General features: G+C 70.8%; 27 protein-coding genes. 14 read left to right on the top strand and 13 right to left on the bottom strand.

Translation table 11 applies throughout. The annotated features are described in order from the left end of the window. The first annotated feature begins 3 nt into the window (after positions 1-3). Entirely contained in the window at positions 4-855 is an 852-nt protein-coding gene (locus KME78_RS55120; protein WP_219538064.1) for a phytanoyl-CoA dioxygenase family protein, read from the top strand. Positions 856-977: 122 nt separating this feature from the next. On the opposite strand, the gene KME78_RS55125 is transcribed toward KME78_RS55120, so the two are convergent. The 5 genes from KME78_RS55125 to KME78_RS55145 all read right to left on the bottom strand — a co-directional run bounded on the left by KME78_RS55125 (position 978) and on the right by KME78_RS55145 (position 9622). Continuing rightward, positions 978-1805 carry a hypothetical protein gene (locus KME78_RS55125; RefSeq protein ID WP_246654547.1) on the bottom strand — a complete coding sequence of 276 codons (828 nt, stop codon included), beginning with the start codon at positions 1803-1805 and terminating at the stop codon, positions 978-980. A 262-nt stretch (positions 1806-2067) separates the two neighbouring features. Next, the gene (locus KME78_RS55130; protein ID WP_219538066.1) at positions 2068-2370 is read right to left on the bottom strand and encodes a hypothetical protein; all 303 of its coding nucleotides are present in this window, start codon (positions 2368-2370) and stop codon (positions 2068-2070) included. Between the two features lie 175 nt (positions 2371-2545). Next, positions 2546-2758: an I66 family serine proteinase inhibitor gene (locus KME78_RS67715; RefSeq protein ID WP_219538067.1), complete on the bottom strand. Its 213-nt coding sequence runs from the start codon at positions 2756-2758 to the stop codon at positions 2546-2548. 616 nt (positions 2759-3374) lie between these two features. Next, positions 3375-8867 (bottom strand): ATP-binding protein, encoded by a 5493-nt coding sequence (locus KME78_RS55140; protein WP_219538068.1) that lies wholly within the window; start codon positions 8865-8867, stop codon positions 3375-3377. 215 nt (positions 8868-9082) lie between these two features. Further along, positions 9083-9622, bottom strand: a complete 540-nt coding sequence (locus tag KME78_RS55145) for a TetR/AcrR family transcriptional regulator (protein ID WP_219538069.1) — start codon at positions 9620-9622, stop codon at positions 9083-9085. Positions 9623-9752: 130 nt separating this feature from the next. On the opposite strand from KME78_RS55145, the gene KME78_RS55150 reads away from it, so the two are divergent. After that, positions 9753-10517 carry an SDR family NAD(P)-dependent oxidoreductase gene (locus KME78_RS55150; RefSeq protein WP_219538070.1) on the top strand — a complete coding sequence of 255 codons (765 nt, stop codon included), beginning with the start codon at positions 9753-9755 and terminating at the stop codon, positions 10515-10517. A gap of 18 nt (positions 10518-10535) precedes the next feature. Here the strand turns inward: KME78_RS55150 and KME78_RS55155 are convergent, their stop codons facing one another. Further along, positions 10536-11084 carry a MerR family transcriptional regulator gene (locus KME78_RS55155; protein ID WP_219538071.1) on the bottom strand — a complete coding sequence of 183 codons (549 nt, stop codon included), beginning with the start codon at positions 11082-11084 and terminating at the stop codon, positions 10536-10538. A 120-nt stretch (positions 11085-11204) separates the two neighbouring features. Between KME78_RS55155 and KME78_RS55160 the strand changes: the two genes are divergently transcribed. The 5 genes from KME78_RS55160 to KME78_RS55180 all read left to right on the top strand — a co-directional run bounded on the left by KME78_RS55160 (position 11205) and on the right by KME78_RS55180 (position 15314). Then, complete coding sequence (locus tag KME78_RS55160) at positions 11205-11402, top strand: hypothetical protein (protein ID WP_219538072.1); 198 nt, start codon at positions 11205-11207, stop codon at positions 11400-11402. Between the two features lie 386 nt (positions 11403-11788). Next, positions 11789-12775: a site-specific integrase gene (locus tag KME78_RS55165; protein ID WP_219538073.1), complete on the top strand. Its 987-nt coding sequence runs from the start codon at positions 11789-11791 to the stop codon at positions 12773-12775. A gap of 40 nt (positions 12776-12815) precedes the next feature. After that, positions 12816-13460 carry a hypothetical protein gene (locus KME78_RS55170; RefSeq protein WP_219538074.1) on the top strand — a complete coding sequence of 215 codons (645 nt, stop codon included), beginning with the start codon at positions 12816-12818 and terminating at the stop codon, positions 13458-13460. 115 nt (positions 13461-13575) lie between these two features. Continuing rightward, a complete protein-coding gene (locus KME78_RS55175; RefSeq protein ID WP_246654548.1) occupies positions 13576-14187 on the top strand; it encodes a DUF1989 domain-containing protein in 612 nt (203 codons plus the stop codon). Beyond that, positions 14184-15314 (top strand): oxidoreductase, encoded by a 1131-nt coding sequence (locus KME78_RS55180; protein ID WP_219538075.1) that lies wholly within the window; start codon positions 14184-14186, stop codon positions 15312-15314. Before KME78_RS55175 ends, KME78_RS55180 begins: the two co-directional genes overlap by 4 nt. A gap of 2 nt (positions 15315-15316) precedes the next feature. Here the strand turns inward: KME78_RS55180 and KME78_RS55185 are convergent, their stop codons facing one another. Next, positions 15317-16876, bottom strand: coding sequence for a PucR family transcriptional regulator (locus tag KME78_RS55185; protein ID WP_219538076.1), 1560 nt, complete (start codon positions 16874-16876; stop codon positions 15317-15319). 91 nt (positions 16877-16967) lie between these two features. Here KME78_RS55185 and KME78_RS55190 point away from each other — a divergent pair, with 91 nt between their 5' ends. Then, a complete protein-coding gene (locus KME78_RS55190; RefSeq protein WP_308127503.1) occupies positions 16968-17807 on the top strand; it encodes an NAD-dependent protein deacetylase in 840 nt (279 codons plus the stop codon). Between the two features lie 3 nt (positions 17808-17810). Here the strand turns inward: KME78_RS55190 and KME78_RS55195 are convergent, their stop codons facing one another. Beyond that, positions 17811-18377 (bottom strand): TetR/AcrR family transcriptional regulator, encoded by a 567-nt coding sequence (locus KME78_RS55195; protein WP_219538077.1) that lies wholly within the window; start codon positions 18375-18377, stop codon positions 17811-17813. 74 nt (positions 18378-18451) lie between these two features. Between KME78_RS55195 and KME78_RS55200 the strand changes: the two genes are divergently transcribed. After that, complete coding sequence (locus KME78_RS55200; protein WP_219538078.1) at positions 18452-18946, top strand: FBP domain-containing protein; 495 nt, start codon at positions 18452-18454, stop codon at positions 18944-18946. Between the two features lie 34 nt (positions 18947-18980). Here the strand turns inward: KME78_RS55200 and KME78_RS55205 are convergent, their stop codons facing one another. After that, on the bottom strand, positions 18981-19262 hold the full coding sequence (locus KME78_RS55205) for an MmyB family transcriptional regulator (protein ID WP_308127505.1): 282 nt from the start codon (positions 19260-19262) through the stop codon (positions 18981-18983). After that, complete coding sequence (locus KME78_RS55210) at positions 19219-19929, bottom strand: TetR/AcrR family transcriptional regulator (RefSeq protein ID WP_219538080.1); 711 nt, start codon at positions 19927-19929, stop codon at positions 19219-19221. Before KME78_RS55210 ends, KME78_RS55205 begins: the two co-directional genes overlap by 44 nt. 86 nt (positions 19930-20015) lie before the next feature. Between KME78_RS55210 and KME78_RS55215 the strand changes: the two genes are divergently transcribed. Continuing rightward, positions 20016-21053, top strand: a complete 1038-nt coding sequence (locus KME78_RS55215) for an amidohydrolase family protein (protein ID WP_219538081.1) — start codon at positions 20016-20018, stop codon at positions 21051-21053. Here the strand turns inward: KME78_RS55215 and KME78_RS55220 are convergent. The 3 genes from KME78_RS55220 to KME78_RS55230 all read right to left on the bottom strand — a co-directional run bounded on the left by KME78_RS55220 (position 21034) and on the right by KME78_RS55230 (position 23395). Beyond that, positions 21034-21507, bottom strand: coding sequence for a CBS domain-containing protein (locus KME78_RS55220; protein WP_246654549.1), 474 nt, complete (start codon positions 21505-21507; stop codon positions 21034-21036). The two genes, KME78_RS55215 and KME78_RS55220, sit on opposite strands and share 20 nt — an antisense overlap. Beyond that, the gene (locus tag KME78_RS55225; protein ID WP_219538082.1) at positions 21504-22349 is read right to left on the bottom strand and encodes a universal stress protein; all 846 of its coding nucleotides are present in this window, start codon (positions 22347-22349) and stop codon (positions 21504-21506) included. Before KME78_RS55225 ends, KME78_RS55220 begins: the two co-directional genes overlap by 4 nt. Positions 22350-22447: 98 nt before the next feature. Next, complete coding sequence (locus KME78_RS55230; protein ID WP_219538093.1) at positions 22448-23395, bottom strand: NAD(P)-dependent alcohol dehydrogenase; 948 nt, start codon at positions 23393-23395, stop codon at positions 22448-22450. A 156-nt stretch (positions 23396-23551) separates the two neighbouring features. On the opposite strand from KME78_RS55230, the gene KME78_RS55235 reads away from it, so the two are divergent. The 4 genes from KME78_RS55235 (at position 23552) to KME78_RS55250 (ending at position 26438) form a co-directional block, all read left to right on the top strand. Continuing rightward, the gene (locus KME78_RS55235) at positions 23552-24163 is read left to right on the top strand and encodes a TetR/AcrR family transcriptional regulator (protein ID WP_246654550.1); all 612 of its coding nucleotides are present in this window, start codon (positions 23552-23554) and stop codon (positions 24161-24163) included. 76 nt (positions 24164-24239) lie between these two features. Further along, on the top strand, positions 24240-24554 hold the full coding sequence (locus KME78_RS55240; RefSeq protein ID WP_219538084.1) for a hypothetical protein: 315 nt from the start codon (positions 24240-24242) through the stop codon (positions 24552-24554). A gap of 81 nt (positions 24555-24635) precedes the next feature. Then, entirely contained in the window at positions 24636-25853 is a 1218-nt protein-coding gene (locus tag KME78_RS66835; protein ID WP_308127504.1) for an alpha/beta hydrolase, read from the top strand. A 24-nt stretch (positions 25854-25877) separates the two neighbouring features. Beyond that, the gene (locus KME78_RS55250) at positions 25878-26438 is read left to right on the top strand and encodes a GNAT family N-acetyltransferase (protein WP_219538085.1); all 561 of its coding nucleotides are present in this window, start codon (positions 25878-25880) and stop codon (positions 26436-26438) included. The last annotated feature ends 121 nt before the right edge of the window (positions 26439-26559 follow it).

A 26559-nucleotide genomic window follows, 5' to 3' on the forward strand; every position in this document is an offset into this window, starting at 1 on the left:
GCCATGACGAACACCGACCTGAAGAGCACGTACGAGCGCGACGGCTTCCTCGTCCTCCGGGAGGCGTTCAGCCCCGGCGAGGTCGGCAAGCTGGTCGAAGAGGCCGTCCGCATCTGCCGCGGCGAACTCGGCGACGTCCAGGGGGCGCTCCCCGCCGGGCCCGCCGACACCGACGACGACGTCCTTCGCCGCTTCCTCTGCGTCCACTACCCGCACAAACTCTCCGCGGAGATGCTCGCCGCCATGCGCCATCCGGCGATCGTCTCCCCGCTCACCACGATCATCGGCCCGAACGTGAAGGCCATGCAGTCGATGCTGTTCATCAAGTCCGAAGGCGAGCCGGGCCAGGCCTGGCATCAGGACGAGATGTTCATCCCGACCCGCGACCGCTCGCTCACGGCGGTCTGGCTCGCACTCGACAACGCCACCGTCGAGAACGGCTGCCTCTGGGTGCTGCCCGGCTCGCACCGGTCCGGCGTGGTCTACCCGAACCGCGAGCACGATGATCCGCGCTACGACTGCACGGTGGAGTCGTACGGCTTCCCGTTCGAGGACTCCGACGCGGTGCCCGTGGAGGTCGAGGCAGGCTCCGCGGTCGTGTTCAACGGCTACCTGCTGCACAAGTCGCTGCCCAACACCGCCAAAGGCGGCTATCGGCGGGCCCTGGTCAATCACTACATGAGCGCCGAGTCGCTGCTGCCCTGGGACGCGCCTCCGGCGGGGACGCCCATGGCGCAGGCGGACCACCGCGACATCGTCCTGGTCGCCGGCGCCGACCCGTACGCGTACAAGGGCCTGCGGGAGGTACGCCGGCCGCGGATCCGCCCGAACAGGGACGGCGGCTGTGACAGATGACCCACTGAAAAAGAAAAGCCTCCGAATATATATAGAGCGGCGCCGATAATACGGACACAAGAATGGCGACAAGCGCGGCCAGCCTGGCTCAGGATATCCCGATCCAGGCCGGCCGCAGTGGTTCAGCCAGGCGGGATCAACCCGTTCTTGGAAACCGGTACGGCCAACTGCAGGGCACCGGTCAGTCTCGCGTCCTCGGCCGGCAGCACCCTCGCCAGCACCGGGTTGAGGTGGGTGAGGTTCAGCCCCACCGTCGGGATGGTCGGGGCGACGATGTCGAACTTCTCCAGATCGACCCATTGCACGATGGACCGCACGTCCGACGGGATGTCGTCACCTGACTTCTGCACCGGTACGCAGAGCTGACGGGCATTGGCGACCCGGACGTCCGCGGGCGGGATCTGGTTGGTCAGCACCGGGTTGAGCTGGGTGAGGGAAAGACCGACGCCCATGGCCGGGTTCGGCGTGTGCGCGTAGCACAGCAGGTCAATGTGCGAGATGAGCCGCAGGACATCCGGGGCGGGGATCACGCCGTTCTTGGCCACCGGGACGCACAGGTGCTGAGGCGCGTTCAGGAGGACCTGGATGCCCGGCACGTTCTGCAGGACCGGGTTGAGATGGCGCAGCGCCAGGGACAGGTTGATCGAGGGGCCGGTGACCCGGTAGCACGACAGGTCGACGAACCTGATGAAATCAAGCACGGGCGACGGCGGGATCACGTTGTTCTTGGCCACCGGGACGCACAGTTGCTCGCGCTGTCCGAGCGTGACCTGCACGGTCGGCTGATTGGCGAGAACGGGGTTGAGGTGCCGCAACTGCAGCGTGACGGCCGGCGGCTGGTACAGGGTCGTCCTGAAGCATTCCAGGTCGAGGTTCGTCACGAATTCCTTCGGCGTCGGCAGCGCCTGGGCCTGTGCGGGCGGCGCGACGAGAAAGGCTACCGTGAACATTGCGAGGCCGGCCGATAAGAGACGTCGTACGAGGTTTTTCCCGCGGCGATGTGGCGAGAACGTGCCGTCCATAAACGACTCCATTTCACTAGACGGGTGCCTCGACTGTGCGCTCATAAGTGCGGCCGGACAAGGCGTGTGACCCCTTTTTGCCACAACGATTTCCGGGGAAAGGCGGGCTTGTTTTCGGCCCGAACGTCCGGCCATTTCCGCATTAGAAAGAAAAGGGGCCCGCGCGGCGTGCGCGGGCCCTTGCCTTCGTTCAGTCCTCGCGGTGATAGGCACGTAGTTCGCGGCGCGCCTGGCGACGGCTGCGGCGGCGATCTTCGCGCCGGAAGTAGTACCACTCCCGGTTCGCGTGGCCGTAACCGAAGAGGTGTTGGGGGTAGGCGGTGGCGCGCCAGTAACAGCCGTCCATGCGGTGGCCCAGCGACGCGCTGTCGGCGGTGATCTCGTCCGGCAGCGTGCACGGCCCGAACCGGTGATCGTGTACGGGCAGGCAGGTCGCCATCGGCGCGTCGGCCATCCGCACCCACCAGGGCCGGGTCTTGTCGGTCTTGCTCATACGGTCACCTTTCGGCTCCGTGACACCCCGGGGTGGGGCTGTCATGAGACCGGATGCACCGTGATCACCTCCGACTTCCCGTACGACCTATCACGCCGAAAGCGACGTTTCCGCTCAGCGAACCTGATCCCGACGCTACCGCGCGCAGCAGGAGCGCGCGTGGAGACGCGCAAGATCAGCCGACCGGCTCGATGGTCCACAGCTGAGCCTGGACCCCCGGAGGAAGCAGCAGGACCCGCTTGGGCAGCAGGCTGCGGTCCTCGGCGAAGTGCCGTCCGATGTGCCGGTCGGTGCCGGCCAGTCTGATGGTGAGGAATTCGTCTGACTCGTCCGGCAGAGGTTCGACGGTCCAGGTCGAGTAAGGCGGGATCTGGCCAGGCCCGCTCACGGAGAGTTGGGTATAGGGCTTGAGGTTGGGATCGGCGTACACCACGCCACCGGTTCGCTCGTCCTGGAACCGGACGCCGTCGGGGGCCCCGACGACCCGGAACCTGGTGGGGTGGGGGAGTGGGCAGCAGGGCCGCGGAGCTTGTTGTCGATGTTCACCACGCATCCCCCGCCGATTTTGAGGATCATCACGCCGCCAATGGGCGACGCGGTGCCCTCTGGGGCGAGCGCGTGCAGCGGCCAGAACTGCTTGCGACGCATCAGTCACGTACTGTAAGGTTTCGGTGATCGAACTGGCAAGCGATAACCAAGCTGGCCGTGAGATCGCTTCCTGGGGTTCATTGGTACAACGAGGCCGCCGGACGGGCGGTGACAGGACGTGGAGACTTGCCGGTAGGCGGGTCGGTGAAGCGTCAAGCATCCTGTTCCACAGTTCGTGCTGCTTACGCGGCATGAACTGCTGCTTACGCAGCACGGGAATCCTCGCCTCTTCAGGGCGAGGAGCACGTCAAAAGTGCTACTTCTGCGCCGATCTGGTGCTGTGCCACAGCACCACCCGGCCCGACCAAGACCAGACGTACTAACGTCCATGACCTCAAAAGCCGGGCCGGGAGGCGTCAGCGTTGCTTCATGCCGTGCTCGATGGCCTCGATGATCCGCGGCCGCAGCTCGGCGGCGCTGATGATCGCGTCCACCGAGCCCACCTCGACCGCGCGCTGGATGCTGTGCACCCGGTCGAACTCCGCGGCGAGCTCGCCGAGCTTCTCCGCCCGGACGGCGGACTGCACCTCGGCGAGCCGGGCGTTCAGCGCCGCTCGGGCGGCGCCGCTGGCCGCCGAGACCTGCGCCTGCAGCTCGGTCACCCGCGGATCGGTCGCGGTGCGGTTGTTGACCTCACCGGAGAACACCACGGCAGCCGCCGGGGCACCGCCGAGCACCGAGGCGAACGAGCCCTCCAGCGCCAGCACGGTCATGTTCGGGTTGAGCGCCTTGGAGAACACCACGAACGCGCCACCGTGGTAGCGGGAGATCACGCAGAACACGATCGGCCCGTCGAAGTTGACGATCGCCCGGCCGATCTCCGCGCCGTACTCCAGCTGGAGCTTGCGCATCGACTCCGGCGAGCCGTCGAACCCGGACAGGTTCGCCAGCACCACCAGCGGCCGGTTGCCGGACGCCGAGTTGATCGCCCGCGCGGTCTTCTTCGACGACCGCGGGAACAGCGTGCCCGCGGTGTAGGTGTCCGGCCCGTCCGTGGGCGGGAAGCCGCGCCGCGGCACCGACCGCGACTCGATGCCGACCAGGCAGACCGGCCAGCCGCCGATGTGCGCGTCCTGCACCGCGGACGTCTCCGCGTCGGCCATGCCCGCCCAGCGCTCCAGCACCGGGTGATCCTGGTCGGACACGGCGCGCATCACCGTGCGGATGTCGAACGGCTTCTTGCGGTCCGGGTTGTGCTCGGCCGAGAAGATCTGGCCGACGGTGCTGAAGTCGCTGCCGGCGATCGCGTGCGGGAACCCGGAGACGTCGCGGTCGGCCGGGTCGGTGGTGCAGGCCCGCCGCGGCGCCGTCTCGCCGGGCACGATGTAGGTGTGGTCGTAGTGCGCCATCAGCACGTCGCGGGCGGCCGGCAGATTGGGCGCCCAGTATTGTGCCTGGCCGTTCGGCCCCATGACGCGGTCGTAGCCGCCGATGCCGAAGTTGTCCTCGGCCGACACGCCGCCGGAGAAGTCCAGCGAGTGCTTGCCGGTGAGCACCATCGCCGAGTCCGGCGTCATCACCAGGATGCCCTTGGTGTGCATGAGCATCGTCGCTTCGGCGTTCCAGTACGGCTGGGCGCCGACGGTGATCCCGGCGACCACGATGTTGATCTCGCCACCCGCCTGGGTGAACGTGACGATCCGCTTGAGCGCGGCCGCGACCCAGTCCATGTTCTCGGTGCCCGAGGTCATCGAGATCCGCGCGCCCGCCGACAGCGCGAACCACTCCAGCGGGACCCGCATCCGCTCGGCGAGGTCGAGCGCGGCGATCACCCGCGCGCACTCCGGTTCGGACAGCGCGCCCAGCGACTTCGTCGGGTCGCCGAGCAGGATCACGCGGGTGACGCCTTCGGGGTGCCGCTCGGTCGGCGTGGTGACGACGCCCGCCACGAGCGCCGCGGAGTTCTTCCCCTTCGGCCGGTCCACCGGCACGAGCGCGCCGTGCTCGTCGAGGTCGTGCTCGACGAAGCCGCCCGCCGGCCCGGTGAGCAGACCGGTCAGCTCGTACGGGTAGACGTTGCCGCGCCGGGCCGCGCGCAGCACCTTCTGGCGGTAGTCGTCCAGCGGCTGCACCGGCTCCGCCGACGGCTTGCCGACCTCCAGGTGCGCGCCGTGGCCCGGGTCGAGGGCGATCCGCACGGCCACCTCGCTCAGCTCACCGGCGGCGGTGCGCTGGCGGGCCACGAACAGCACCTCCTCCAGCCCCGCGCCCGCCGTGGTCGGCAGGATCCGCTGGACCAGCATGTTCAGCTCATCGGTCGACAGCTCGGTCGACGGCCAGACGTACATCATGATCCGGTTGGTGTCGAACCGCTTGTTCTGGGGGCGCTGCACCTGGATGTTGCGGATCGCGTCCAGGCCCGCGGTGATCGCGTCCTCCACCGCGGGCAGCGCGACCAGCCTGCCGTCCGCCTCGCGCAGCGGCGTGAGGTCGCGGACCTGGCCCATCGCGATGAGCCGCTCGTCGGCCGGGTTGCTGCGCGCCACGGCCTTGAACAGGTAGATCTCCTCGTCGGCCGACGGCAGCCGGGTCAGGTCGAACTCGCGCAGCCGCTGCAGTTGCAGGCGCCGGGCGATCTGCGGGTGCAGGCCGCGGATCAGCCGGTCCTCGGCGAAGCCCGCCTCGCGAGCTCCGTCGGGCCGGAAGGTGAAGTGGTGGTGCATCACGGCGCCGCTGGTGCCGGCGACGGTGGCGGTGATCCGGCGGACGCCTGCGGGCGGCGGGTGCTCGTCGAGCAGCCGTCCGAGCCGTACCGCCATCTCGTCGGCGTCCGGCTGCTCCTCCCAGGTGACGTAGAGGTCGGCGACCAGCCCGCGCTCGGGGACGTCGGCGGCGAACGTGGCGACGGCGTCGATGGCGTCCGGCAGGGCGGCGATGTCGACGGCGGTGGTGACCACGCGGGTCGCGCCGCCTGAGCCGGTGTGCTCGGCGGTGACGAACCGGCAGCCCGCGCTCTCCCGCGTGGTGACCTCGGACAGCCCGCGGTTGCCGTAGTAGCGGCGGGTCAGCACCTCCAGCAGCGGCGCGTGGTCCAGCCCTGGCCGGCCGATCCGCTGGCCGATCAGCCGGACCAGCGGCTCGGCGCTGGCCACCATGGCCTGGATCCGCTCGGCGCGGTCCGGCGCGTCCGGCTCGCGGTCCAGGTAACGCAGGTCGTCGCGGACCGCGGCGTAGACCTTGGCGCGGTTGCGGCGCAGCAACGGCTGGGCGAACCAGCGGAACACCACGCCACGGGCCAGGTCGGACACCATGGGGAAGCGCACCTGCGTGGCCTCGACCAAGTGCTCGAGGGTGAGCCCGGCGCGCTCGCCGAGCGACTCGAGCGGCGGCGCGCCGGCCAGCCACTGGCGCAGCAGCTCCGACACGATCGCGACGTCGGTGCTCATCCGCTGCTGGGCCAGGAAGATTCGGAAGACCGCGGCCTCCAGCTCCGGCGTGCGGTCGAGGTCGGCGATGCCGTAGTGGGCGAGGACCTTGGTGAGCTTGGCCTGGAAGCTCTCGCTGACGCCGGCCCGCTCGACGTCGAGGCTCTGCAGGTAGCTGTGGAAGAACTCGCGCGGGCTGTGCACCTGGCTGTCCGGCTCGACGTCGAGCTCGCCGCGCGGCCTGTTGCGGCTCAGCTCGGACAGGTCGGCGAACACGGTCAGCAGGTCCAGCTCGCCCTCGAGCAGCCGCCCGCCCAGCTCGGCGCGCGCGGCCAGGTAGGCCGACAGCACCCGCTTGTGGTCGTGCGGGTCGACGTCGAAGCCGAGCAGCAGGCTGCGCAGGTCCTGCAGGCCGCGCTCGACGCGCTCGGCCGCGGAGGCCGCCGCGGGCTCGGCGGGCAGCTCGATCTCCACGGTCTCGGCGGCGGACTCCGCCTCCTCGGCGCCCTCGTCGAGCAGCGGCTCCAGCCGCATCAGCGGCGCGCCGGTCTCCACCTGGCTGCCCACCGTCACCGGGCACTCACGCACGCGGGCGCGGAACGGCGCGCGCAGCACCGTCTCCATCTTCATGCTCTCCAGCACCAGCAGCGGCGCGCCCGACTCGACCTCGTCGCCGGCCGACACCGGCGTCGCGACCACCAGCGCGGGCGCGGGCGAGCGGACGACGCCGCCCTCGTCGCGGCTGATCCGGTGCGTGACGCCGTCGACCTCGACCAGGTGGATCGGCCCGTGCGTGGCCGACACCAGCCGGAAGCGGCGGCCGTTGACCACGATCTGGCCGCTGTGCTCGTCGAACCGCTCCACCTCGACGTCCGCCGGGGTGTCACCGCCGCCGGCGATGCCGACGCGGAACCGCTTGTGCCCGACCCGGGCCACGCTCACCCGGTAGCCGACGCCGCGGAGTTTGAGGCTCAGTGGGCGGCTGGAGTCGTGCTGGACCTGCGGGCGGCCGCCGTGCGCGGTGGACAGCAGCCGCTGGCGGCTGACCTCCTCCTCGTCCTCGTACGCCTCGATCGCGGCGGCGGCCAGGGCGACCGCGGAGTGCCGGTGACTGACCAGGCGGCCCTGGGCGCGTACGCGGTCGATCCAGCCGGTGTCGGCGCTCGCGTCGATCACCTCGGGCTGGTCGAGCAGGTCGAGGACGAAGCTCTTGTTGGTCGCGCCACCCTCGATGATCACCGTGGTCTCGGCCATCGCGCGGCGCAACCGGCCCAGCGCCTGCCGGCGGTCGCGGCCGTAGGCGATGACCTTCGCGATCATCGAGTCGAAGTCGGCCGGGATGACGTCGCCCTCGCTGACGCCGGTGTCCACGCGGATGCCGGGCCCGGCGGGCAGCACCAGGCGCGCGATGCGGCCCGGTGCGGGTGCGAAGTCGCGGTCGGGGTCCTCGGCGTTGAGCCGGGCCTCGATGGCGTGGCCGGCCTCGACCGGCTGGTCGCCTTCGAGCTGCCCGCCGCCCGCCACGTGCAACTGCAGCCGGACCAGGTCGGTGCCGGTGGTGATCTCGGTGATCGGGTGCTCGACCTGCAGCCGGGTGTTGACCTCAAGGAAGGCGAACAGCTTCTCGCCGGGGTGGTAGAGGAACTCGACGGTGCACGCGCCGCGGTATTCGACGGCCACGGCGAGCCGCTCGGCCGCCGCCTTCAGCTCGGCGACCTGCTCGATCGCCAGGACCGGGGAGGCGGACTCCTCGATGATCTTCTGGTTGCGCCGCTGCACCGAGCAGTCCCGGACGCCCAGCGCCCACGCGGTGCCCTGCCCGTCGGCGATGACCTGAACCTCGACGTGCCGGGCGCCGGTGACCAGGCGCTCCAGGAAGACCACGCCGGAGCCGAACGCGCGCAGCGCCTCCTGGCTGGTGCGCTCGTAGGCGTCAGCCAGGTCCTCCGCCGAGGCGACCATGCGGATGCCGCGCCCGCCGCCGCCCGCGGTCGCCTTGAGCATCAGCGGGTAGCCGATCTCGTCGCCGGCGCGCAGCGCGTCCTCGAGGGTGGCGACCTCGCCGCGGCTCCACGGCGCGACCGGGACGCCGACCTCCTCGGCGATCAGCTTCGAGCCGATCTTGTCACCCAGCTTGCGCATCGCCTCCGCGCTCGGCCCGACGAAGGTGACGCCGATCTTCTCGCACAGCTCGGCGAACGCCGGGTCCTCGGCGACGAACCCCCAGCCGACCCACGCGGCGTCGGCCCCGGTCTCCACCAGCGCGCGTTCCAGGACGGCGTGGTCGAGGTACGGGCGGGCCGAGGCGGGGCCCAGCGGGTAGGCGACGTCCGCCTCACGGACGAAGGTCGCGTTGCGGTCGGCGTCGGTGTAGAGGGCGACCGTCTCGATCCGTGTCCCGGTTTCCGCAGAAAGATCCCGGACGGCGTGGATGAGCCGCATCGCGGCCTCTCCACGGTTGACGATGGCGACACGACTGAACACCGGCTGAGCCTCCCAAGTACCCGCACAGAAGGCGACGTCCGGGTCCCGGAGCGTCGCCTACACCTGTTTCTATACCCTGCTCGATTGCCGGGTGGTTAACCAATGGTGACCATGACGCGTGCCGGGGTCGCTTCGTTGTAGGGAACCTACAAAATGCCATCCGGGCCACACCGGCCCACCACCGTCGCACGTAAGGTCTGCGACAAAGCCCGGCGTCAGCGGGTGAAAAGGGCGCGGTGCAGCAGCTCCCGCGCGCGTTTGTGGCGGTCGTCGCGCCGCGCGGCGTCGCGGCTGCTGACGGCGGCCTCACCCATGGAGATGGCGAGCATCAGGTCGTCGACGTCGACGACGGGCTGGACGACGCCGGCCGCGCGGCCGTGGTCGAGGAGCGGCTCGAAGCAGGCCGCGATGCGGCGGTGATGTTCCATGAACCAGCGCAGGTCGACGCTGGACAGGACCTGGGCGAGGCCGCGGTTGTCCAGTTGCATGTCCAGGACGAAGTCGAACAGCTTGACCGCGCCGCCGGGCTGTCCCCGCAGCCCGGCCGCATGCTCCTCGATCTGGGCGACGTTGTCGGCGAAGACCGTCGCCGCGAGCTCCTCGCGGGTGGCGAAGTTGCGGTAGATCGTGGTCCGGCTCACCCCCGCCTCCCGGGCGATCTCCTCCAGCGCGACGTCGTGGCCGTGTTCGGCGAACATCCGCCGGGCCGCGGCGAGCAGCCGGTCCCGGTTGCGGGCGGCGTCCTTCCGTGTCACTGGCAACCCACTCTCACGCACGGTCCAACCCTAACTTGCGATGAAACGTACACGACTGTACGTTTAGCGCCGATAGAAGCGTACATATGTGTACGTTTGCTGACGCCGATCGGAGCGGACAATGCGTGGCTTGACGGAGAAGACGATCATCGTGGCCGGCGGGGCGACCGGCATCGGCGCGGGCACCGCGATCAGGCTCGCGGAGGAAGGCGCCAAGGTCGTCGTCGGCGACATCAACCTGTCCGGGGCGCAGGCCACCACCGCCAAGATCACCGAGGCCGGCGGTTCGGCGATCGCGCTCCGCTTCGACCTCGCCGACGAGGACTCCGTCAACGCGATGGTCGCCAAGACGCTCGAGGAGTTCGGCGCCGTGCACGGCCTGTTCAACGTCGGCGCGGACCTGTCGCCGGGCAACCTCGGGCGCGACAGGTCGCTGCTCGACACCGACCTGGACGTGTGGGAACGCACTCTGGACGTCAACGTCGTGGGTTATGTCCGTACGGCCCGCGCCGTCCTGCCGCACCTGCTGGCGGGCGGCGGCGGCAGCATCGTCAACTGCTCCTCCGGCGCCGCGGTGAGCGCCAGCGACCGCAAGCGCCCCGCCTACGGTGCATCGAAGTCGGCGGTCAACGCGCTCACCCGGCACATCGCCGGGAGCTTCGGCCCCAAGGGCGTGCGCTGCAACGGAGTGATGCCCGGCCTGGTCATGGGCGAGACGCAGGAGGCGCAGAACGACGTCCAGCTCCAGAAGATGTTCCTGGAGCACGTCCCCACCACCCGGCTGGGCCGCCCGAGCGACCTGGCCGCGGTCGTGACCTTCCTGCTGTCCGACGACGCCGAGTGGATCAACGGCCAGGTGTGGGCCATCGACGGCGGCGCGAACATGCGCGCCTGACCGCCGCGCCGGGATCTCTCATTCCGCCGGTAGTGACCGGCGGGTCGGCTGGTGCGGCAGTGTCGTGCGGTCGCCGCCGGTGGCGGGGCCGGGGTGCCGGACGTTCGACCCGGTCGAGCCCCCGTACGTGACGATCTTGTACTCGGTCGCCGCGAGGGAGAGGGACAGCTCACGGATCCGGCGGCGGATGGTGTCGCGATGTTCGAGCAGCATGTCGAGCCGCTCGGGCACCGTGCCCTCCCCCGCGTCGACCAACGAGACGTAGTGCTGCAGGTCACGCATCGGCATGCCGGACAGCCTCATCCGGGTGAGGAACACCAGGCGCCGCACCGCCGCGGCGTCGTAGACGCGATGACCGTTGCCGTCGCGGGCCACCTCGACCAGCCCGGCCCGCTCGTAGTAGCGCAGCGTGTGAGGCGAGACGTCGAGGAGGTCGGCGACCTCGTGGATCATCATCGACTCGGGCGCGTCGGTCAGGTCGGCGAGGCGGTGGAGCACCTCGACCGACAGCGGGCCGTCGTCCCCGAGCGTTTCGAGCGCCCTGGTCATCAGATCGTCGGTGGCCATGACACCAGCCTAGATGCCTTCGAATCCGGCATTGCTGGTGTTAACACTCGTTTCCTGGATAGAAGCCTCCCTCCGGGAACGCGTACGCAGCGCTCTTACCATGGTGCCGAAAGGGCTTTCATGACAGCCAACCCCCCGATCGTCTGCCCGACCTGCCAGGGCGTGATCGTCTCCTCCGAAGCCGATTCCTACACACCCGCTCGTGGGCGGCTCATCGTGACCAACGGCTACTGCCAAGGACAGTGCTCCAGCCCCGAGCCCACCCCTGAACCCACCGAACAGGCCGAGAAGCTCCCGGCCGGCCAAGGGGCGCAGTAACAGCGGAAGTAGTGGCCTTGCTCGAGGTCGGCGATGTTCTCGGCGATCTCGCGTACGGCGCTGCCCTGACGTGATGTGCCGGAATCGTCGTTCTGGAACTCCATGGAACGCCTATCAGGTGAGTGCCGATGGGGCACCATCTCGCCCGAGGAAAGGCGCGCACATGCCAGAACGTCGGTCAGGGGGCGTGGTGACACGGGCGGACGCACTCGATGAAGGTGACAACTCCTGAGGCGAGGATTGTTGGTGGTGCTTCATGAGATCATCTAGATCATGATGGGTCTGTCAGGCATGGGCCGCCACGTCCTTCACGCCTCCGGGTCGGCCGGCGGGGCCTCCGCGAGGTTCAACGCCGCCCTGGTCGCCGCGTCGGTCGCGTGCTGAGCATGGTCGAAGCGGACACCGCCCAGCGGGTCCCCCACACGTCCGGGGGCGACCTCGCCTCCGCCTCCCTGTGGCCCGAGAGCGATCCGGAGCCGGCCAGCGTCGGCCAGATCGCGGGATTGCGGCCGCGCCTGCGCCCTCGTGACGGGGGCGACGTCCCTGGAGCCGACGTCGAGCTCGTGGACGCGCTGGATCCGCTGACGCGGCAGGTGGTGACGGCCTGGCTGCGCGACAACTCCTCCGTTCCCCAGCGACAGACCCGGCTGCGGGTCCTGGCCTCGTTCCTGCGCTGGCTGTACGCGACCGAACCAGCCCTCGAACTGCTCGCGGCCACCGACGCCCAGTTGGACGCCTACAGCTATGCCGCCCTCATCACCGGCGTGGGCACGCCCGGCAAGCCCTTGGCCAGGGCGACGGTGATCAGGCGACGCGCCACGCTGGCCTCCTTCTACGCCTTCGCCTGGCGATACGGCGCGGTGCGGCCCCGCCGCGAGGTGACCGGCGCGCCGCCGCCCACCCCGGCGGAGCGGCGCCTGCTGCGAAAAGGGGTCATGCGGCTGGCCGACGACGGCCGGTGGGCCGAGGCTCTCGCCGTCGCCCTGCTGGAGGCCACCGGCACCTCCGTGGAGGCGCTGGCCGCTTTGACCGCCCACGACGTCCACCCCCTGGCGAGCGACGGCCAGCTCACCCTGATCACCTTGCGCGGCGGTCGTGACGGCATCGTCGCGTTCCCGGTGTCGCCAGAGATCCGCCACCTGTTGCGCGCGGTGTGCGGCAACCGGGCCGCCGGAGAGCCGCTGATCAGCCGGGGCGACGGCCGGGGCGTGGATGCCGAGTGGATCGGGGCCGCGCTCACCGACGCCGCCCTCGCCGCCGGTGTGCGCAGGCAGCGGGCGGAGCTCCTGCGGCCGCACCTGATGCGCGCCGTAACGGTGACCGACGGATTGCCCATAACGGCTTCGTTCGATTGCCCCAATATCCACCCATAGGCGCGGCGCAACTCAAGAACGATTTCCGTATGGTGGGGTTATGTTCTTCGAGCCCCCCTCGGCGGACGAAGAAGCGGCGCGCCCGCCGAAGCCTGGGCTGCCGGGCTGGTATGCCCCGCCGGCGGGAGAGATGGGCGTGGCGTGGGTCAGCGGCCTGCTGCTGGCCCGCAGTGAGAATGTCGCCATCACCTTGCCGACGATCCAGGCGTTCAGAACCGGCTGCCTGATGAACGTGAACATCGACCTGCGACGGCACGCGCTCTCCCCCGATGAGTTCACGGCCCTCAGCATGTCCGTGTTCCCCAACATGATCGCCGGGGCGCGCGCCGGGCAGTTACCTGACAGCCTGCTGCGGTTCGGTGTGCGCTTCGCCGACGGCACCAAGGCCACCACCGTCGGGCAGCGCTTGGACGGAACACCACCCCCGCAGGGGCCGCCACCGGGTCCGCGCCTCTCCTGGCTGCTCGGCGGCTTCTCGCAGCGCAGCGGTGACGAAGACTCGGGTCTCACGACCATAGGGCTGTGGCTTTGGCCCTTGCCACCCGTGGAGATCTTCGAACTCGGCGTGGAGTGGCCCGCCGGCGGCATCGAGCTGAGCATCGTCGCACTCGACGGCTCGGCCATCGTGGCCGCCGCCCAGCAGGCCCCGCCCCCGTACTGGCCGGACGCCACGCAGAGCGCGTAGGCGCTTCACCAACGTCCGTCCGTGTCGGCGTAGATGGAGATTCCTCTACCCGCAGCGCTGGATGCGGTGGCAATCTCCATGGCCTGGCTCGGGTCCCGATTGGTTGGCTGTGGGCATGCGAGTCATCGTGCCCGCCACCGAAGGGCGGGCGGTAAGAGTCGGCGCCGGCCGGCGCGTACGCGTCACGGACCTCGAAGGAGGCCAGGTCGGCGACGTGTTCGCGCTCGCCGCCGACGACGCCGACGACGCCGACGAGCACCTCAGCGCGTCGCACACCCGGGCCGCCACCAGCCGCCTGTTCCCGGTGGCCGGCGAGACGTTCGTCACCAGCCGCCGCAGGCCCATCCTCACCCTGGTGGAGGACAGCTCCCCCGGCTGTCACGACATGCTCGTCGCGGCCTGCGATCCGGAGCGCTATCGCGCCCTGGGCGTTCCCGTTCACGCCTCGTGCGCGGACAATCTGCGCGCGAGCCTGGCCGTGCTCGGCCTGTCCGTCCCGGTCGTGCCGCAGCCCGTCAACGTGTTCATGCGGATCCCGGTGGCCGGCGACGGCCGGCTGAGCTGGCTGAGCTCGATCAGCCGTCCCGGTGACGCGATCACGTTCGAGGCGGAGATGGACTGCGTTCTCGTGGTCTCGGCCTGTCCGCAGGACCTGGTGGGGATCAACGGGCACCACCCGACGGCATTGGCGATCGACCTGGAAACCGAAGAAATGAGTGATCGATGAACGACGTCCTGCACCCCGCTCTGCGCCCGGAGCGCATCGGCAACCTCAGCCTCGCCAACCGGCTGGCGGTCTCCCCCATGACCAGGGTGTCCGCCACCGCCGACGGCACGCCGACCGGCGAGATGGCCGGCTACTACGCGGAGTACGCGCGCGGCGGCTTCTCCCTCGTCGTGACCGAGGGAACCTACACCGACACCTGGCACAGCCAGGGGTACGCCAACCAGCCCGGCATCGTCACCGATGGCCACGAGGCCGCCTGGCGGGAGATCGCCGGCCAGGTGCGCGCGGCCGGCGCGGCCTTCGTCCTCCAGCTCATGCACGCGGGAGCGCTGTCGCAGGGCAGCCACTACCGCGACGACACCGTCGCGCCGTCGGCCGTCCGGCCGCGTGGTGAGAAGCTGCCCGAATACGGCGGGCACGGCCCGTGGCCCACGCCCCGGGCGATGGACCAGGACGACATCGACCGCGCGGTGCGGGGCTTCGTGGCCGCGGCCGTGCGCGCCAGGCGGGCCGGCTTCGACGGGGTCGAGGTGCACGGCGCCAACGGCTACCTGGTCGACCAGTTCCTGACCGACTACACCAACAGGCGCGCCGACCGCTACGGCGGTCCGGTCTCCCACCGGGTACGGCTGGCGGCGGAGATCGTCTCCGCCATCCGCGCGGAGCTCGGCCCGGACTTCTGCGTCGGCATCCGGCTGTCGCAGGGCAAGGTCAACGACTTCACGCACCGGTGGGCGGGCGGCTCCAGGGACGCGGAGACCATCTTCGCCGCGCTCGCCGAGGCGGGCGCGAGCTACCTGCACATCGCCAGCGAAGGCCGGGACTGGGTGGAGACGGCGACCCTGGACGGAGGGATGACGATCACGGGCCTGGCCCGGAAGGTCACCAGGCTGCCCGTGCTGGCCAACGGCGGCATGCACGACGCGGCCCGGGCGGCCACTGTGCTGGAGGACGGCCACGCCGACGTCCTGGCCGTCGGCCGGGGGGCGCTCGCCAACCCGGACTTCCCACGGCGCCTGGCCCAGGGGCTGCCCATGGCGCCCTTCGACCACCAGATGCTCCAGCCGATGGCGACGCTGAGCAACGCCCGCCAGTGGCGGCGGGCCGGCAGCGTGACCGCTTCCTGAGCTCAGTCCATCGCGTCGATGGTCAGCGCCAGGAACAGGTCCACCCGGTCCTCGGTGCGGCCCACGTCCCGGCCGGTGAGCTCGGTGATCTTGGCCAGCCGGTTGCGCAGCGTGTTGACATGGACATGCAGCGCTCCGGCTGTCGCCCCCCACTGCCCATCGTGATCGAGGAACGTCCGTAGCGTCAGCTCGAGCTCACCGCCCCGCCGCGCGTCATGGTCCTTCATCGGCCCGAGGAGTTCGCCGGAGAACTGGTGCAAGGTGTCCGCGTCGAGCGATCCCAGGAGCAGCCGATGCGTCCCCAGCTCGGCGAAGGCCCGTACGGAAGGTCCCGCCGAGGTACGCCGCAGCACGCGGCAGGCCTCCCGGGACTGCAGGAGCTGGGGTCGCAGCTCGGCCCCCTGGGAGGCGATGCCGCTCAGTCCCGCGACCGGGCGGCGGCCGGGAAAGCGCCGCTCGACGCCGCGTACCAGGCGCTGGGCGAGCAGCGGCAGCTCGCGCTCGGGGTGGCGCCAGGGCAGCACGGCGACGACGTCCTGCGTGCCGCCGGCGACGACCGCCGGCACGCCTTCTGCCGCGAAGAACTCGCCGATCACCTCGGCGAGCCCGTGCATCGTGGCGGCCTCGCCCCGCGCGAACGCCACGGCGCACACGGCCAGCGGGCCGCCCGGATCGACGCCGAAGGCACGCAGCCGGCCGGGGACCTCCGTGGCGCGGCGGCCGCCCGACAGGATCATCTCCAGGAGCTCGCTCGCGAAGCGCATCTCGATCGCCTGGACCGCCTGCTGCTTGGCGACCTCCAGGCTCAGGAACCGGGCCGTCTGCTCCAGCGCCTCCCGCTCGGCCGCCGCGAGCTCGCGCAGGGGGCGCAGGCAGATGAGGGCCGCGTCGATGTCGCCGACGGCGCCCACCGGGAACAGCGCCACGCGTCCGGCGTCCCCCAGATCCACCTCCAGGGCAGGCGGGTGCCTGGCCAGTCCCGAGGCCACGGCGTGCAACTGGTCCGCTCCGAGGTCGACGCCGGCCGCCGCGAGCGAGCGGGCCATCCTGTCGACCACCGCGAGCGGCAGGTCGTACTCGCGCCGCAGGACGTCGAGCACGCCGGAGGCGCCGGCGCCCCGGGAGATCGCCGTGGCCAGGGCGTCGCCCCGGCGCACCATGCCGACCAGCGACTGCTTGCGCTCTTCGGCCAGCATGTCGGCGACGGCCTCCGAGACCGCCGTGAACGGCACCGCGATGGAGATCTCCAGCAGCGGCAGCTCCTCCTCGCGGCAGGCCTCGACCAGCGCGGGCGGGGTGGCGGGCAGCTCGGCGCGCAGGCCGAACACGATGCCGCCCGCGCCGGCCTTCTTGACCTGGCGGACGAACCGCGCCGGATCCACCCGGTCGAGCCACACGCCGTTGGTCAGCACGAGCTCGCCTTCGCGTACGTAAGCCGACGGGTCGGGCAGCTCGGTGTTGTGCACCCAGGAGAGGGGCTCGTCCAGCGCGCCGGGACGGCCCGGCACCAGCACGCCGAGTTCGAGCGAGGAGCGATCGACCAGGGACTGGAGCGTGAACACGGTGTAACTCTATACAGTAGAAAGCTATTTCTGTGGAACTTCATCCACCCCCGTTGTTCGGGCATCGTGGCGCGTCGGGCACCATGGTGCTGTGACCGAAAGCAGGAGCGTGCTCGACCGTTCTCCGCTCACGGAGCTGGCCGAGTTGGTGGCCAGGGGCGGCGTGGCGGTGCTCAGCGGGGCGGGGCTGTCGACGGAGTCCGGGATCCCTGACTACCGGGGGCCGACCGGCCGGGCCCGGCGGGCGGAGCCGATGACGTACCAGCGGTTCGTCGGCAGCGCGGAGGCGCGGCGGCGCTACTGGGCGCGCAGTCACGTCGGGTGGCGGCAGATCGGCCTGGCCGCGCCCAACGCGGGGCATCGGGCGGTGGCCGAGCTGGAGCGGCGTGGGCTCATCGACGGGATCGTCACGCAGAACGTGGACGGCCTGCACCAGGCGGCCGGCGCGCGGCGGGTGATCGAGCTGCACGGCGGGCTCGACCGGGTCGTGTGCCTGACCTGCCGGGAGCGGACCTCCCGTACGGAGCTGGAGGACCGCCTGCGCGCGGCCAATCCCGGGTGGGAGGCCAGCGGGCGGATCAACCCCGACGGTGACGCCGTGCTCGCCGACGAGCAGGTCGAGCGGTTTCGGGTGGTGGACTGCGCGACGTGCGGGGGGCTGCTCAAGCCCGACGTGGTGTTCTTCGGCGAGAACGTGCCCAGGACACGGGTGGACGAGTGCTTCGCGCTCGTCGCGGCGGCGCGGGCGCTGCTGATCCTCGGGTCGTCGCTGACGGTACGGTCCGGCCTGCGGTTCGTCACCAAGGCCGCCGCGCTCGGCATCCCGATCGCCATCGTGAACCAGGGGCCGACCGGCGGTGACGCCGAAGCCGTGCTCACCCTGGACGCACCCCTCGGTGTGACACTGACCCACCTCGCCGCCCAGCTCTGAAAATCACACCGGCCAGTTCCGGAGAACGGAGTCGAGGGCGTCCAGGGCTCTGGACCACGAGGCGTCCGCGTCGCGCGGGTGGTGGCTGAACCCGCCCGCCCGCTCCAGGCTCACGTAGCCGTGGAACGTGCTGCCCAGCAGCCGTACCGCGTCCGTCTGGTCGGGCTCCTGGAGCTCATAGGCGCGCAGTATCGCCCGCGTCATCTCCGAGTGCCGGCGCGCGGCATCGGCGGCCGGCGTCTCGGGGTCGAGCTCGATCTGCGCTGCGGCGTACCTGCCCGGATGCTCCTTCGCATAGTCCCGGTACGCGCCCGCGAAGGCTTTCAGCGCGTCCTTGCCCGCGCGGCCGGCCAGCGCGGCGGCGGCCCTGTCGGCCAGCTCCGTCAGGGCCAGTGCCGCCAGCCGCTCCCTCAGGTCCCGCGCGTTCTTGATGTGTGAGTACAGGCTCGGGTCCGTGACGCCGAATCTGCGCGCGAGCGCCGAGACGGTCACGTTCTCGAAGCCGACCTCGTCGGCCAGTTCCGCCGCCGCCTGGGTCAGGCGTTCGGCGGTCAACCCCGCGCGTGCCATGGGCCGCCCTTCTCGCTTACCTAGAGGTATTAAGTATTTGCATAATACTCCTAGGGAAGCTAGCTTCCCCACCTATGAGAGTGGTTTCCGAGCGTGACATCCGCGCTTCACTGGTCAACTGCACCAAGGGCGAGGCGAAGCGCCTGGCCGTGCCCAGGGATCTGGCCGCGCGGCCGTGGGACGACCTGGACTTCCTCGGGTGGCGGGACCCCGCCTCGCCGGAGCGGGCCTATCTGGTCGCCGAGTCCGGCGACGGGTTCGTGGGGGTGGCGCTGCGCCGGGCCGCGCCGCATGCCGGGCATGTCCGGCGCAGCATGTGCTCGTTCTGCCTGACCATGCACACGGGAGACGGCGTCTCGCTGATGACCGCGCGCAGAGCGGGGCGGACCGGGCAGCAGGGCAACTCGGTGGGCGCCTACATCTGCACCGATCTGGCCTGCTCGCTCTACCTGCGCGGGAAGAAGGAGGTCGGGCCCGGCGGGCGGCTCCACGAGTCGCTCACGCTGGAGGAGCAGATCGAGCGGACCGCGGCCAACCTGGCCGGGTTCCTGGACAAGGTGGTCGGGTGACCAGTCGATCTGGGCGGATGTGATTGCCCACTCGTCAACGGATGAGCTCGGCCAGGTCGAGCAGGACCATCGCGTCGTACTCAGGGGTGCCGGGTTCGGCGTAGTACGCGACCAGGCGGTGCCCCGGGGTGCCCTCGAGCTGCATGGACTGGTAGCCGAGCGTGAGGTCGCCGACGTCGGGATGGTGGAAGGTCTTGCGGCCGTGGGAATGCGCCTTCACGTCGTAGCGCTCCCACAGGCGCGCGAACTCCGGGCTCTTGCGTGGGCACGAGCTACCCGTCGGCGGCCAGGCGGTCGAGCCACTCGCCGAGGAGATGCTGCTCCGCGCCGCTCAGCGTGGTCTGCTCGGGCAGTGCGGCACGCAGGGCCCGGGCCGCGCCCGCCGGGCCCGCGTCCTGCACGGCGGGCCTCTCGTTGGTGACGGCGGTGACCATCGACTCCCGCATGGCGGTCAGCAGGGCCGGATCGCGTTGATCGGCGGGCAGCGACAGCCAGGTGAGCACGGCGCCGCGCGCCGTCGCGTGGATGAGGGCGGCCGCGAGCCGTTCGTCGACGCGCAGCCAGCCGCCGGCGGCCAGGCGCCGGATGCGCCCCAGCAGGATCTCCATGCCGGCCTGGAAGGCGGCCGACGTCGTGCCGCGCCTGGGCTCGCCGTACATCAGCACGTACAGCGCGGGGTTGGCGAGGCCGAACTCGACGGCGAGGTCCCAGCCCGCGCGCAGATCCTCGATCGGGTCGGGCGGGTCGGGATCGACGCGCTTGGCCGCCAGGAACGTGGCGTAGCCGTGCTCGGCCACCGCCTCGAGAAGCGCGTCCATGTCGGCGAAGTGGCGATAGATCGCCGGGGGCTGCAACCCGGCCGCCGCCGCGACCGCGCGGGTGGTGACCGCGTCGCGGCCCTCACGCGCGAGCAGGTCCGCGGCGGCCTCGACCACCCGCCGGCGGATGAGCTCGCGCCCGTCGTCCTTCGTCCCTCGAGGCATGAATCAATGATACGGCTACCGCTGTACCGTCGCTAGTATCAGTGATACCGTCCAAGCGTTTCCAATGGAACCAAGGAGAGCATGACATGCGAATCATCGGGCTTGAGGAACACGTCGTCCTGCCGGTAGTGCTCGACGCCTGGACACGGGCGGGGGTGCCGCGGATTCCGCAGCGCGGCTACGGCGACGATCCGATCGCGCGGCGGCTGCGCGACGTCTCCGATCTGCGCCTGGCCGACATGGACGATCAGGGCGTGGACGTCGCGGTGCTGTCCCTGGCCACACCGGGCGTACAGAACCTCGCGGCGGCCGACGCCGTGAGCGTCGCGCGTGAGGCGAACGACGCGCTCGCCGAGGTCGTCGCCGGCAACCCGGAGCGGTTCCAGGCGCTCGCGGCCATCCCGACGCCGGTGCCCGAAGCCGCCGTCGAGGAGCTGGAACGCGCGGTCACGCGGCTCGGCTTCCGGGGCGCGATGCTGTACGGGCGCACCGGGGACAAGCTGGCCGACGCGCCGGAGTTCGACGACCTCTACGCGGCCGCCGAGCGGCTGCGGGTACCCCTGCACTTCCACCCGCAGACGCCCGCGCAGCCGGTTCTGGACGCGTACTACTCGGGGTTGGGCGGCGTCGGCATGGGACTGGCCACCGCGGGGCTGGGCTGGTATTACGACCTGGGCGTTCAGTACCTACGGATGATCTTCTCCGGGGTGTTCGACCGCCACCCCGAGCTCCAGGTGATCGCCGGGCACTGGGGCGAGGTCATCCTCTTCTACCTCGACCACACGGGCATCCTGGCACCCGACGCGAAGCTGGAGCGACCCCTCGCCGACTACTTCCGCCAGAACTTCTGGGTGGCGGGCAGCGGCACGGTGAGCGAGCGCTACCTGCGATGGACCGCGGAGGTCGTCGGGACCGAACGCATGCTGTACTCGACCGACTACCCCTACACCTACGGGACGCGCCCCGGCGGCTTCCCGTACCTCGACACCAGCGGCGGGGTCGCGCGGTCGTTCCTGGAGCGAGCGCCGTTCACCGAGGAGGAGAAGGCCGCGATCGGGTCCGGCAACTGGGAACGGCTGACCGGGCAAGCGCCGGCAGGCATCACTAGCTCCGCACCGGTATGACAGGCTCGAGGTGGAACATGCCGGTCACCACCTCGCCGCGCTCCTTCACCTGCCGGGTACGCCCCGCCACCGCCGACACGACGTCGCGAGCGGTGATCATCCCGACCAGTCCCCGGTCGGACACCACGGGTACGGCGTCACAGCCGGCGTCGGTCATGACGGCCGCGACCCGGGTCAGCAGGTCGTCCGGCTGCACGCGTGGCCTGCGTTCACCGGCCAGCAGCTCGCCCACGTGGCGGTTCGACTGTTCCTGCGGACCGCCCGACCAGGACGCCGCGAGCTGCTCGCGCGACAGGATGCCCAGGACGTGCTGCCCCTCGACCACCGGCAGATGGCGTACGCCGGCGCGGCGCATCAGTTCCCAGGCCATCAGCGGCGACTCGTCCGACTTGACCGCCACCAGGATGCGGCTCATCACCCGCTCGGCGGTCAGCGACTCGACGCTCAGGTTCATGGCCCCTCCTGACGGGGTCGCACCACCGCGACCGGGCAGGTCACATGGTGCAGCACGGCGTGGCTGACCGAGCCCAGCACCGCCGAGGCGAAGCCGCCCAGCCCCCGGGACCCGACCACGACCAGGTCGGCCGTGGTCGCGGCCTTGATCAGGGCGCCGGCCGGGTGCTCGCACAGTTGCTCATCGGTGATCTCGACGTCCGGGTTCTTCTCCCGCCAGGGCACCACCCGCTCGGCCGCCACCCGGACCTCGTGCTGGAAGGCCGTCTCCAGCAGGCTGTTGTAGGCGGCCGCGTACGGCGCGGAGACCGGCAGTTGCCAGGCGTACAGGACGTGCAGCCGCGCATGGCAGGCGCGGGCCTGCTCGATGGCGTACTCCATGGCCGCCTCGGAGTGCTCCGACCCGTCGTAGCCGACGACGATCCGGCCGTGCTCTTCCCGCCTGCCCCCGCGGACGATCACCACCGGGCCCCGCGCATGACCCGCGACCGCCGTGCTGACCGAGCCGAGCACCATACCCTCGAAGCCGCCGAGCCCCCGGCTGCCCAGCACCAGGCTGTCAGCCGACGCGGACTCGGCGATCAACTCGTCGATCACGTTCCCCGCGCGCAGCTCCGTCGTCACCTCGGCCTCACCGGCCAGTTCGCGCGCCCGATCGGCGGCGGCCTCCAGCGCACCCGCGCAGTACTCCGTGCTGAAGTCACCAAGTCCGTGCGGCCACTGCTCACAGATGTGCACGACCAGCAGGTCCAGCCCCCGATGCCGCGCGTCGACGGCGGCCCACTCCGCCGCCGCCGTCGCCGACGCGGAGCCGTCCACCCCGACCACGATCCGTCCGTTCATCACCGGTCTCCCTTCCTCCACCTCCAGGCTCGCGGAACAGCCGCCCGGCCACCGGAGGACGAAGTCCCGAATTCGGGTGCCATTGGTCCCAAACCTCGTCACACGATCTGGATGACGTGCTTTCCGCGTACGCCCCCGGCCTCCAAGGCGCGGTGGGCTCCGGCGATGCCGGCGAGGGGGTGGACGGTGTCGACGACGGGGCGGAGGTCGCCGTTCTCCGCGTACCGGGTCAGCTCGGCGAACAGCTCGCGCCGGGGGTTGCCGCTGAAGAAACGCACCCGCCGGGAGCCATGGACGGTCGAGGCGAGGATGTAGGAGATGCTGGCGAGGGCGTTGTCCACATCGAAGGCGATGGCCACCATGCGGCCGCCCGGGGCCAGCAGCCCGCGGTAGACGGAGTGTTGCGTGCCGGCGGTGTCCATGATGACGTCGAAGCGACCCAGCTCCGACGGGTGGGCCGTCCGGTAGTCGACAACCTCGTCGGCACCCAGGTCGCGGACGAAGTCCAGGTTCTTCGAACCCGCCAGAGCGGTGACGTGAGCGCCGAGGATCTTGCCGATCTGAACCGCGACACTGCCGACACCGCCGCTGGCGCCGCGTACCAGCAGGCGTTCGCCGGGCTTGAGCCGGGCTTTGACACGCAGAGCGGTGATCGCGGTCGTTCCGCCCGCCGGGAGGGAGACGGCCTGCACCGGGGTGAGGTTGGCGGGGGCGAGGGAGATCTGCCGTGGGTGGACGGCCACGTACTCCGCCGCGCTGCCGAACCGCCGCGGCAAGGCGCCCCACACCCGTTCCCCTTCCCGCACTCCGGTCACCGAGGCGCCGACCTCGGCGATCTCGCCGGCGAAGTCGATCCCGGTGCGCTGGGGGAAGCGGCGCCCGGTCACCAACCGCAACCGCCCGGACCGGCCGTGCAGCTCGCCGCCGTTGACGCTGGCCGCGTGCACGCGGACCAGCACCTGGTCGGGCTTGACGGCCGGCACGGGGACCTTGCCCTCGTACAGCACCTCCGGGGGCCCGTACCGGTCGTAGAGGGCCGCGCGCATCTCGTTCACGATCTCGTCCTGTTCTGTCACCGGAGCCGCGAGCGGAGGGATGTTCCGCTTGCTCGCCCAAGCTAAGGCCTTAAACGGATGACACATTCCATTTACGGTAAAGTGAGAGATATGCCTGCTCAGCCCTCTCACAAACCCCCTGAGGCCATGCGTGCCGACGCCCGGTACAACCGCGAGCGCATCCTGCGAGCCGCCCGCGAGGCATACGCCACCCGCGGCATCGACGTGCCCGTCACCACGATTGCCCGCCGGGCCGGCGTCGGCGCGGCCACCCTCTACCGGCACTTCCCCACCCGCGCCGTGCTCATCAACGAAGCCTTCGCCGAACAGTTCGCCCACTGCGTCGCGGTCCTCGACGAGGCGCTGGCGGACCCCGATCCCTGGCGCGGCTTCTGCTCCGTCATCGAGAAGGTGTGCGCCATGCAGGCCACCGACCGGGGCTTCACCGGCGCGTTCCTCTCCCAGTTCCCCGACGCCATCGACTACGACCGCGAACGCACCCGCGCCGAGGACGGACTCGCCGAGCTGGTACGGCGGGCCAAGGCCACCGGGCAGTTGCGCGACGACTTCGAGCCCAGCGACATCACTCTCCTGCTCCTGGCCAACTGCGGCGTCGTCGAAGGGGCCCAGCAGGTCTCGCCGGCCGCGTCCCGGCGCCTGGTCACCTACCTCCTGCAGTCCTTCCGGGCCGGCCACGCCGAACCTCTGGCGCCGCCCGCACCGCTGGAACTGCACCAGATCCATCAACCTCGCCACTAGCCCCCAGATCAGGGGGGATGTGGAAGACCAGGCGGCTACCGACGATAGGAGGGAGCTCATCCGGAAAGGAGCCCCCATGTCCACGGAAGCCGTCGGCGTCATCCCCACCATCGAAGCCGACACCGACCCGCCCGCCGACCTGGTCAACGGCCGGAACGTCATCTTCAACGCCGGTGGGGAGGTCATCCTCCGGGCCCCGCTGGCCGGTGTCACGCCGTTCACCCCGGTCACCGTCTCGATCACGGAGGTCGACGCCAACGGTCACCCCTTCATCGGCGGCGCCCGGATGACCGTGCACAACGTCCGCGCCTTCGAGAACGGCGTCGACACCCGGGTCACCATCGAGTTCAACGGGCCGCTGCGGGTCAGGCTCAGCTACGTCTGGTCCTGAGGCCCGGCACGACCGGTTTCCTGACCGGCGAGCAGCGCGGCAGACTGGTGTCCGGCAACCTCGCCTTCGTCTGGAGAAACCGTGACGGACCTTCATCTCGTGGTCGTCACCGGCCCGCGGCTCGTCGCCGACCCGGCGCTGCTCCGGCAGATCGTGGCAGCCGAGTGCGACGCGCTCGGGCTGCCCGGCCGCCTGGAGGCCGCCGCCGACGGCGAGGCGCTGGGGAAAGTGCTCCTCGACGGCGGCCGTGACGACACTCGCGCGATCGTGGCGCTGCCGGGAGCCGACCCGGCCGGCCGGTCGATGCTCACGCTGCCGGGATCCCACGCTTCCCGGACCGTGTGGTACGACGTGACCGACACCGGGCCGGCCGAGGTCGCCGCCGGCTCCGTTCACCTCTTCGGCCGGGGGATACAGGGACTGACCTGGGCGATCCGGCACGCCGTACACCGGCTGCGCCACCCGGCGCGAAGGATCTCCTACGGCCCGCACCCCGACCAGTGGGCCGACCTCCGCCTGCCACCCGATCGCGACGCCCGGCCGCAACCGGTCCTGCCACCCGACCACAACGGCCGGCCGCTGCCGGTCCTGCCGCCCGATCACGACGCCGGGCCGCTGCCGGTCGCCGTTCTGCTGCACGGCGGATACTGGCGCTCGATCTGGGGCGCCGATCTGATGGACGCGCTGAGCATCGATCTGGCCGGGCGCGGCTACGCCGCCTGGAACCTCGAATACCGCCGCCCGGACCGGCACGGCTGGGACGCGACCACCGCGGACGTCGCCGCCGGATTCGCCGCACTGGCCACCGCGGCCCGCGAACACCCGCTCGACCTCGGCCGGACCGCGGTGCTCGGCCACTCGGCGGGCGGCCAGCTCGCCCTGCGGCTGGCCGCCGACGTGGCCGGGATCGCGCCGGCGGTCTCGCTGGCGGTCTCGCTGGCCGGGGTGCTGGACCTCGGCGAAGGCGCCCTGCGGCGGATCAGCTCGGGCGCCGTCCCGGCCGCCCTGGGCGGCACTCCGGACGAGATTCCCGAGGTGTACGCGGCCGCCGACCCGCTGACCAGGCTCCCGCTGGGCGTGCCGCAGCTGATCGTGCAAGGGCTGGACGACGACCTCGACCTCGTCGACTTCAACCGCCGCTACGCCGCCAGGGGTCAGCGGACCGGCGACGAGCTGGTCCATGTCGAGCAGCCTGGCGACCATTTCGCCGTCATCGATCCCGCCTCCGACATCTGGCGCGCGACCACCGCCCAGATGGGTCGCCGGCTACCCGTGAGAAGATCCGTTGGCGGTATGTGATGGTTTAGACGGTGGAAGAGGGCAATGTACGCGATATCCCTGAATGACGACGGCGCGGAGCTCCGGCCACTGGAGCCGTGGCAGGCCGAGGAGTTCCTCGCCCACATAGATCGGGGACGGGAGTTCATCGGGCAGTACGTCGCCATGCCGGACGCGGTCACGGACCTGGAGTCGAGCAGGACGTTCCTGCGGTCGTACGCGGAGAAGGCCGCGACCGACACCGGGCGGATCCACGGCATCTGGGTGGACGGCACGCTGGTCGGCGGAGTCATCTTCCGGACGATGGACCTCGCCCACGGCACCGCGGAGGCGGGCTGCTGGCTGGAGCCGTCGGCCGCGGGCAAGGGCCTGGTGACCAGGGCCATCCGCGTGCTCATCGACTGGGCCGTCGAGGAACGGGGCATCCACCGCGTGGAGTGGCAGGTCGCGGCGGCGAACGCGGCCAGCATCGCGGTGGCCCGGCGGCTCGGGATGACCAGAGACGGCGTGCTGCGGGAGAGCTACTCCTACCGGGGGAAACGGCACGACATCGAGGTCTGGTCGGTGCTCGCGCCGGAGTGGCGGGCGGCCCGGCAGGCGTCTTAGAGCTACTAACAAAATGATCTAGAGGCGTGTCTTCTGGCACTGCAGGTCGTTGATCTTCGCGTGAAGAAGGGCGAGCAACTGCCGTGGATCGTGCCGGACAGCTTGTGGGAGCGGATCGAGC

The sequence above is a fragment of the Nonomuraea guangzhouensis genome (assembly GCF_019396345.1).
In the GTDB taxonomy this organism is placed as follows: Bacteria; Actinomycetota; Actinomycetes; order Streptosporangiales; family Streptosporangiaceae; genus Nonomuraea; species Nonomuraea guangzhouensis.

Bases quoted from the DNA above. Each gene is read 5' to 3' on its own strand.
- KME78_RS55120 (WP_219538064.1), top strand. From the start codon at position 4: ATGACGAACACCGACCTGAAGAGCACGTACGAGCGCGACGGCTTCCTC.
- KME78_RS55125 (WP_246654547.1), bottom strand. From the start codon at position 1,805: ATGTTCACGGTAGCCTTTCTCGTCGCGCCGCCCGCACAGGCCCAGGCG.
- KME78_RS55130 (WP_219538066.1), bottom strand. From the start codon at position 2,370: ATGAGCAAGACCGACAAGACCCGGCCCTGGTGGGTGCGGATGGCCGAC.
- KME78_RS55155 (WP_219538071.1), bottom strand. From the start codon at position 11,084: ATGGCCACCGACGATCTGATGACCAGGGCGCTCGAAACGCTCGGGGAC.
- KME78_RS55160 (WP_219538072.1), top strand. From the start codon at position 11,205: ATGACAGCCAACCCCCCGATCGTCTGCCCGACCTGCCAGGGCGTGATC.
- KME78_RS55165 (WP_219538073.1), top strand. From the start codon at position 11,789: ATGGTCGAAGCGGACACCGCCCAGCGGGTCCCCCACACGTCCGGGGGC.
- KME78_RS55170 (WP_219538074.1), top strand. From the start codon at position 12,816: ATGTTCTTCGAGCCCCCCTCGGCGGACGAAGAAGCGGCGCGCCCGCCG.
- KME78_RS55175 (WP_246654548.1), top strand. From the start codon at position 13,576: ATGCGAGTCATCGTGCCCGCCACCGAAGGGCGGGCGGTAAGAGTCGGC.
- KME78_RS55180 (WP_219538075.1), top strand. From the start codon at position 14,184: ATGAACGACGTCCTGCACCCCGCTCTGCGCCCGGAGCGCATCGGCAAC.
- KME78_RS55195 (WP_219538077.1), bottom strand. From the start codon at position 18,377: ATGGCACGCGCGGGGTTGACCGCCGAACGCCTGACCCAGGCGGCGGCG.
- KME78_RS55200 (WP_219538078.1), top strand. From the start codon at position 18,452: ATGAGAGTGGTTTCCGAGCGTGACATCCGCGCTTCACTGGTCAACTGC.
- KME78_RS55210 (WP_219538080.1), bottom strand. From the start codon at position 19,929: ATGCCTCGAGGGACGAAGGACGACGGGCGCGAGCTCATCCGCCGGCGG.
- KME78_RS55215 (WP_219538081.1), top strand. From the start codon at position 20,016: ATGCGAATCATCGGGCTTGAGGAACACGTCGTCCTGCCGGTAGTGCTC.
- KME78_RS55220 (WP_246654549.1), bottom strand. From the start codon at position 21,507: ATGAACCTGAGCGTCGAGTCGCTGACCGCCGAGCGGGTGATGAGCCGC.
- KME78_RS55225 (WP_219538082.1), bottom strand. From the start codon at position 22,349: ATGAACGGACGGATCGTGGTCGGGGTGGACGGCTCCGCGTCGGCGACG.
- KME78_RS55230 (WP_219538093.1), bottom strand. From the start codon at position 23,395: ATGCGCGCGGCCCTCTACGACCGGTACGGGCCCCCGGAGGTGCTGTAC.
- KME78_RS55235 (WP_246654550.1), top strand. From the start codon at position 23,552: ATGCGTGCCGACGCCCGGTACAACCGCGAGCGCATCCTGCGAGCCGCC.
- KME78_RS55240 (WP_219538084.1), top strand. From the start codon at position 24,240: ATGTCCACGGAAGCCGTCGGCGTCATCCCCACCATCGAAGCCGACACC.
- KME78_RS55250 (WP_219538085.1), top strand. From the start codon at position 25,878: ATGTACGCGATATCCCTGAATGACGACGGCGCGGAGCTCCGGCCACTG.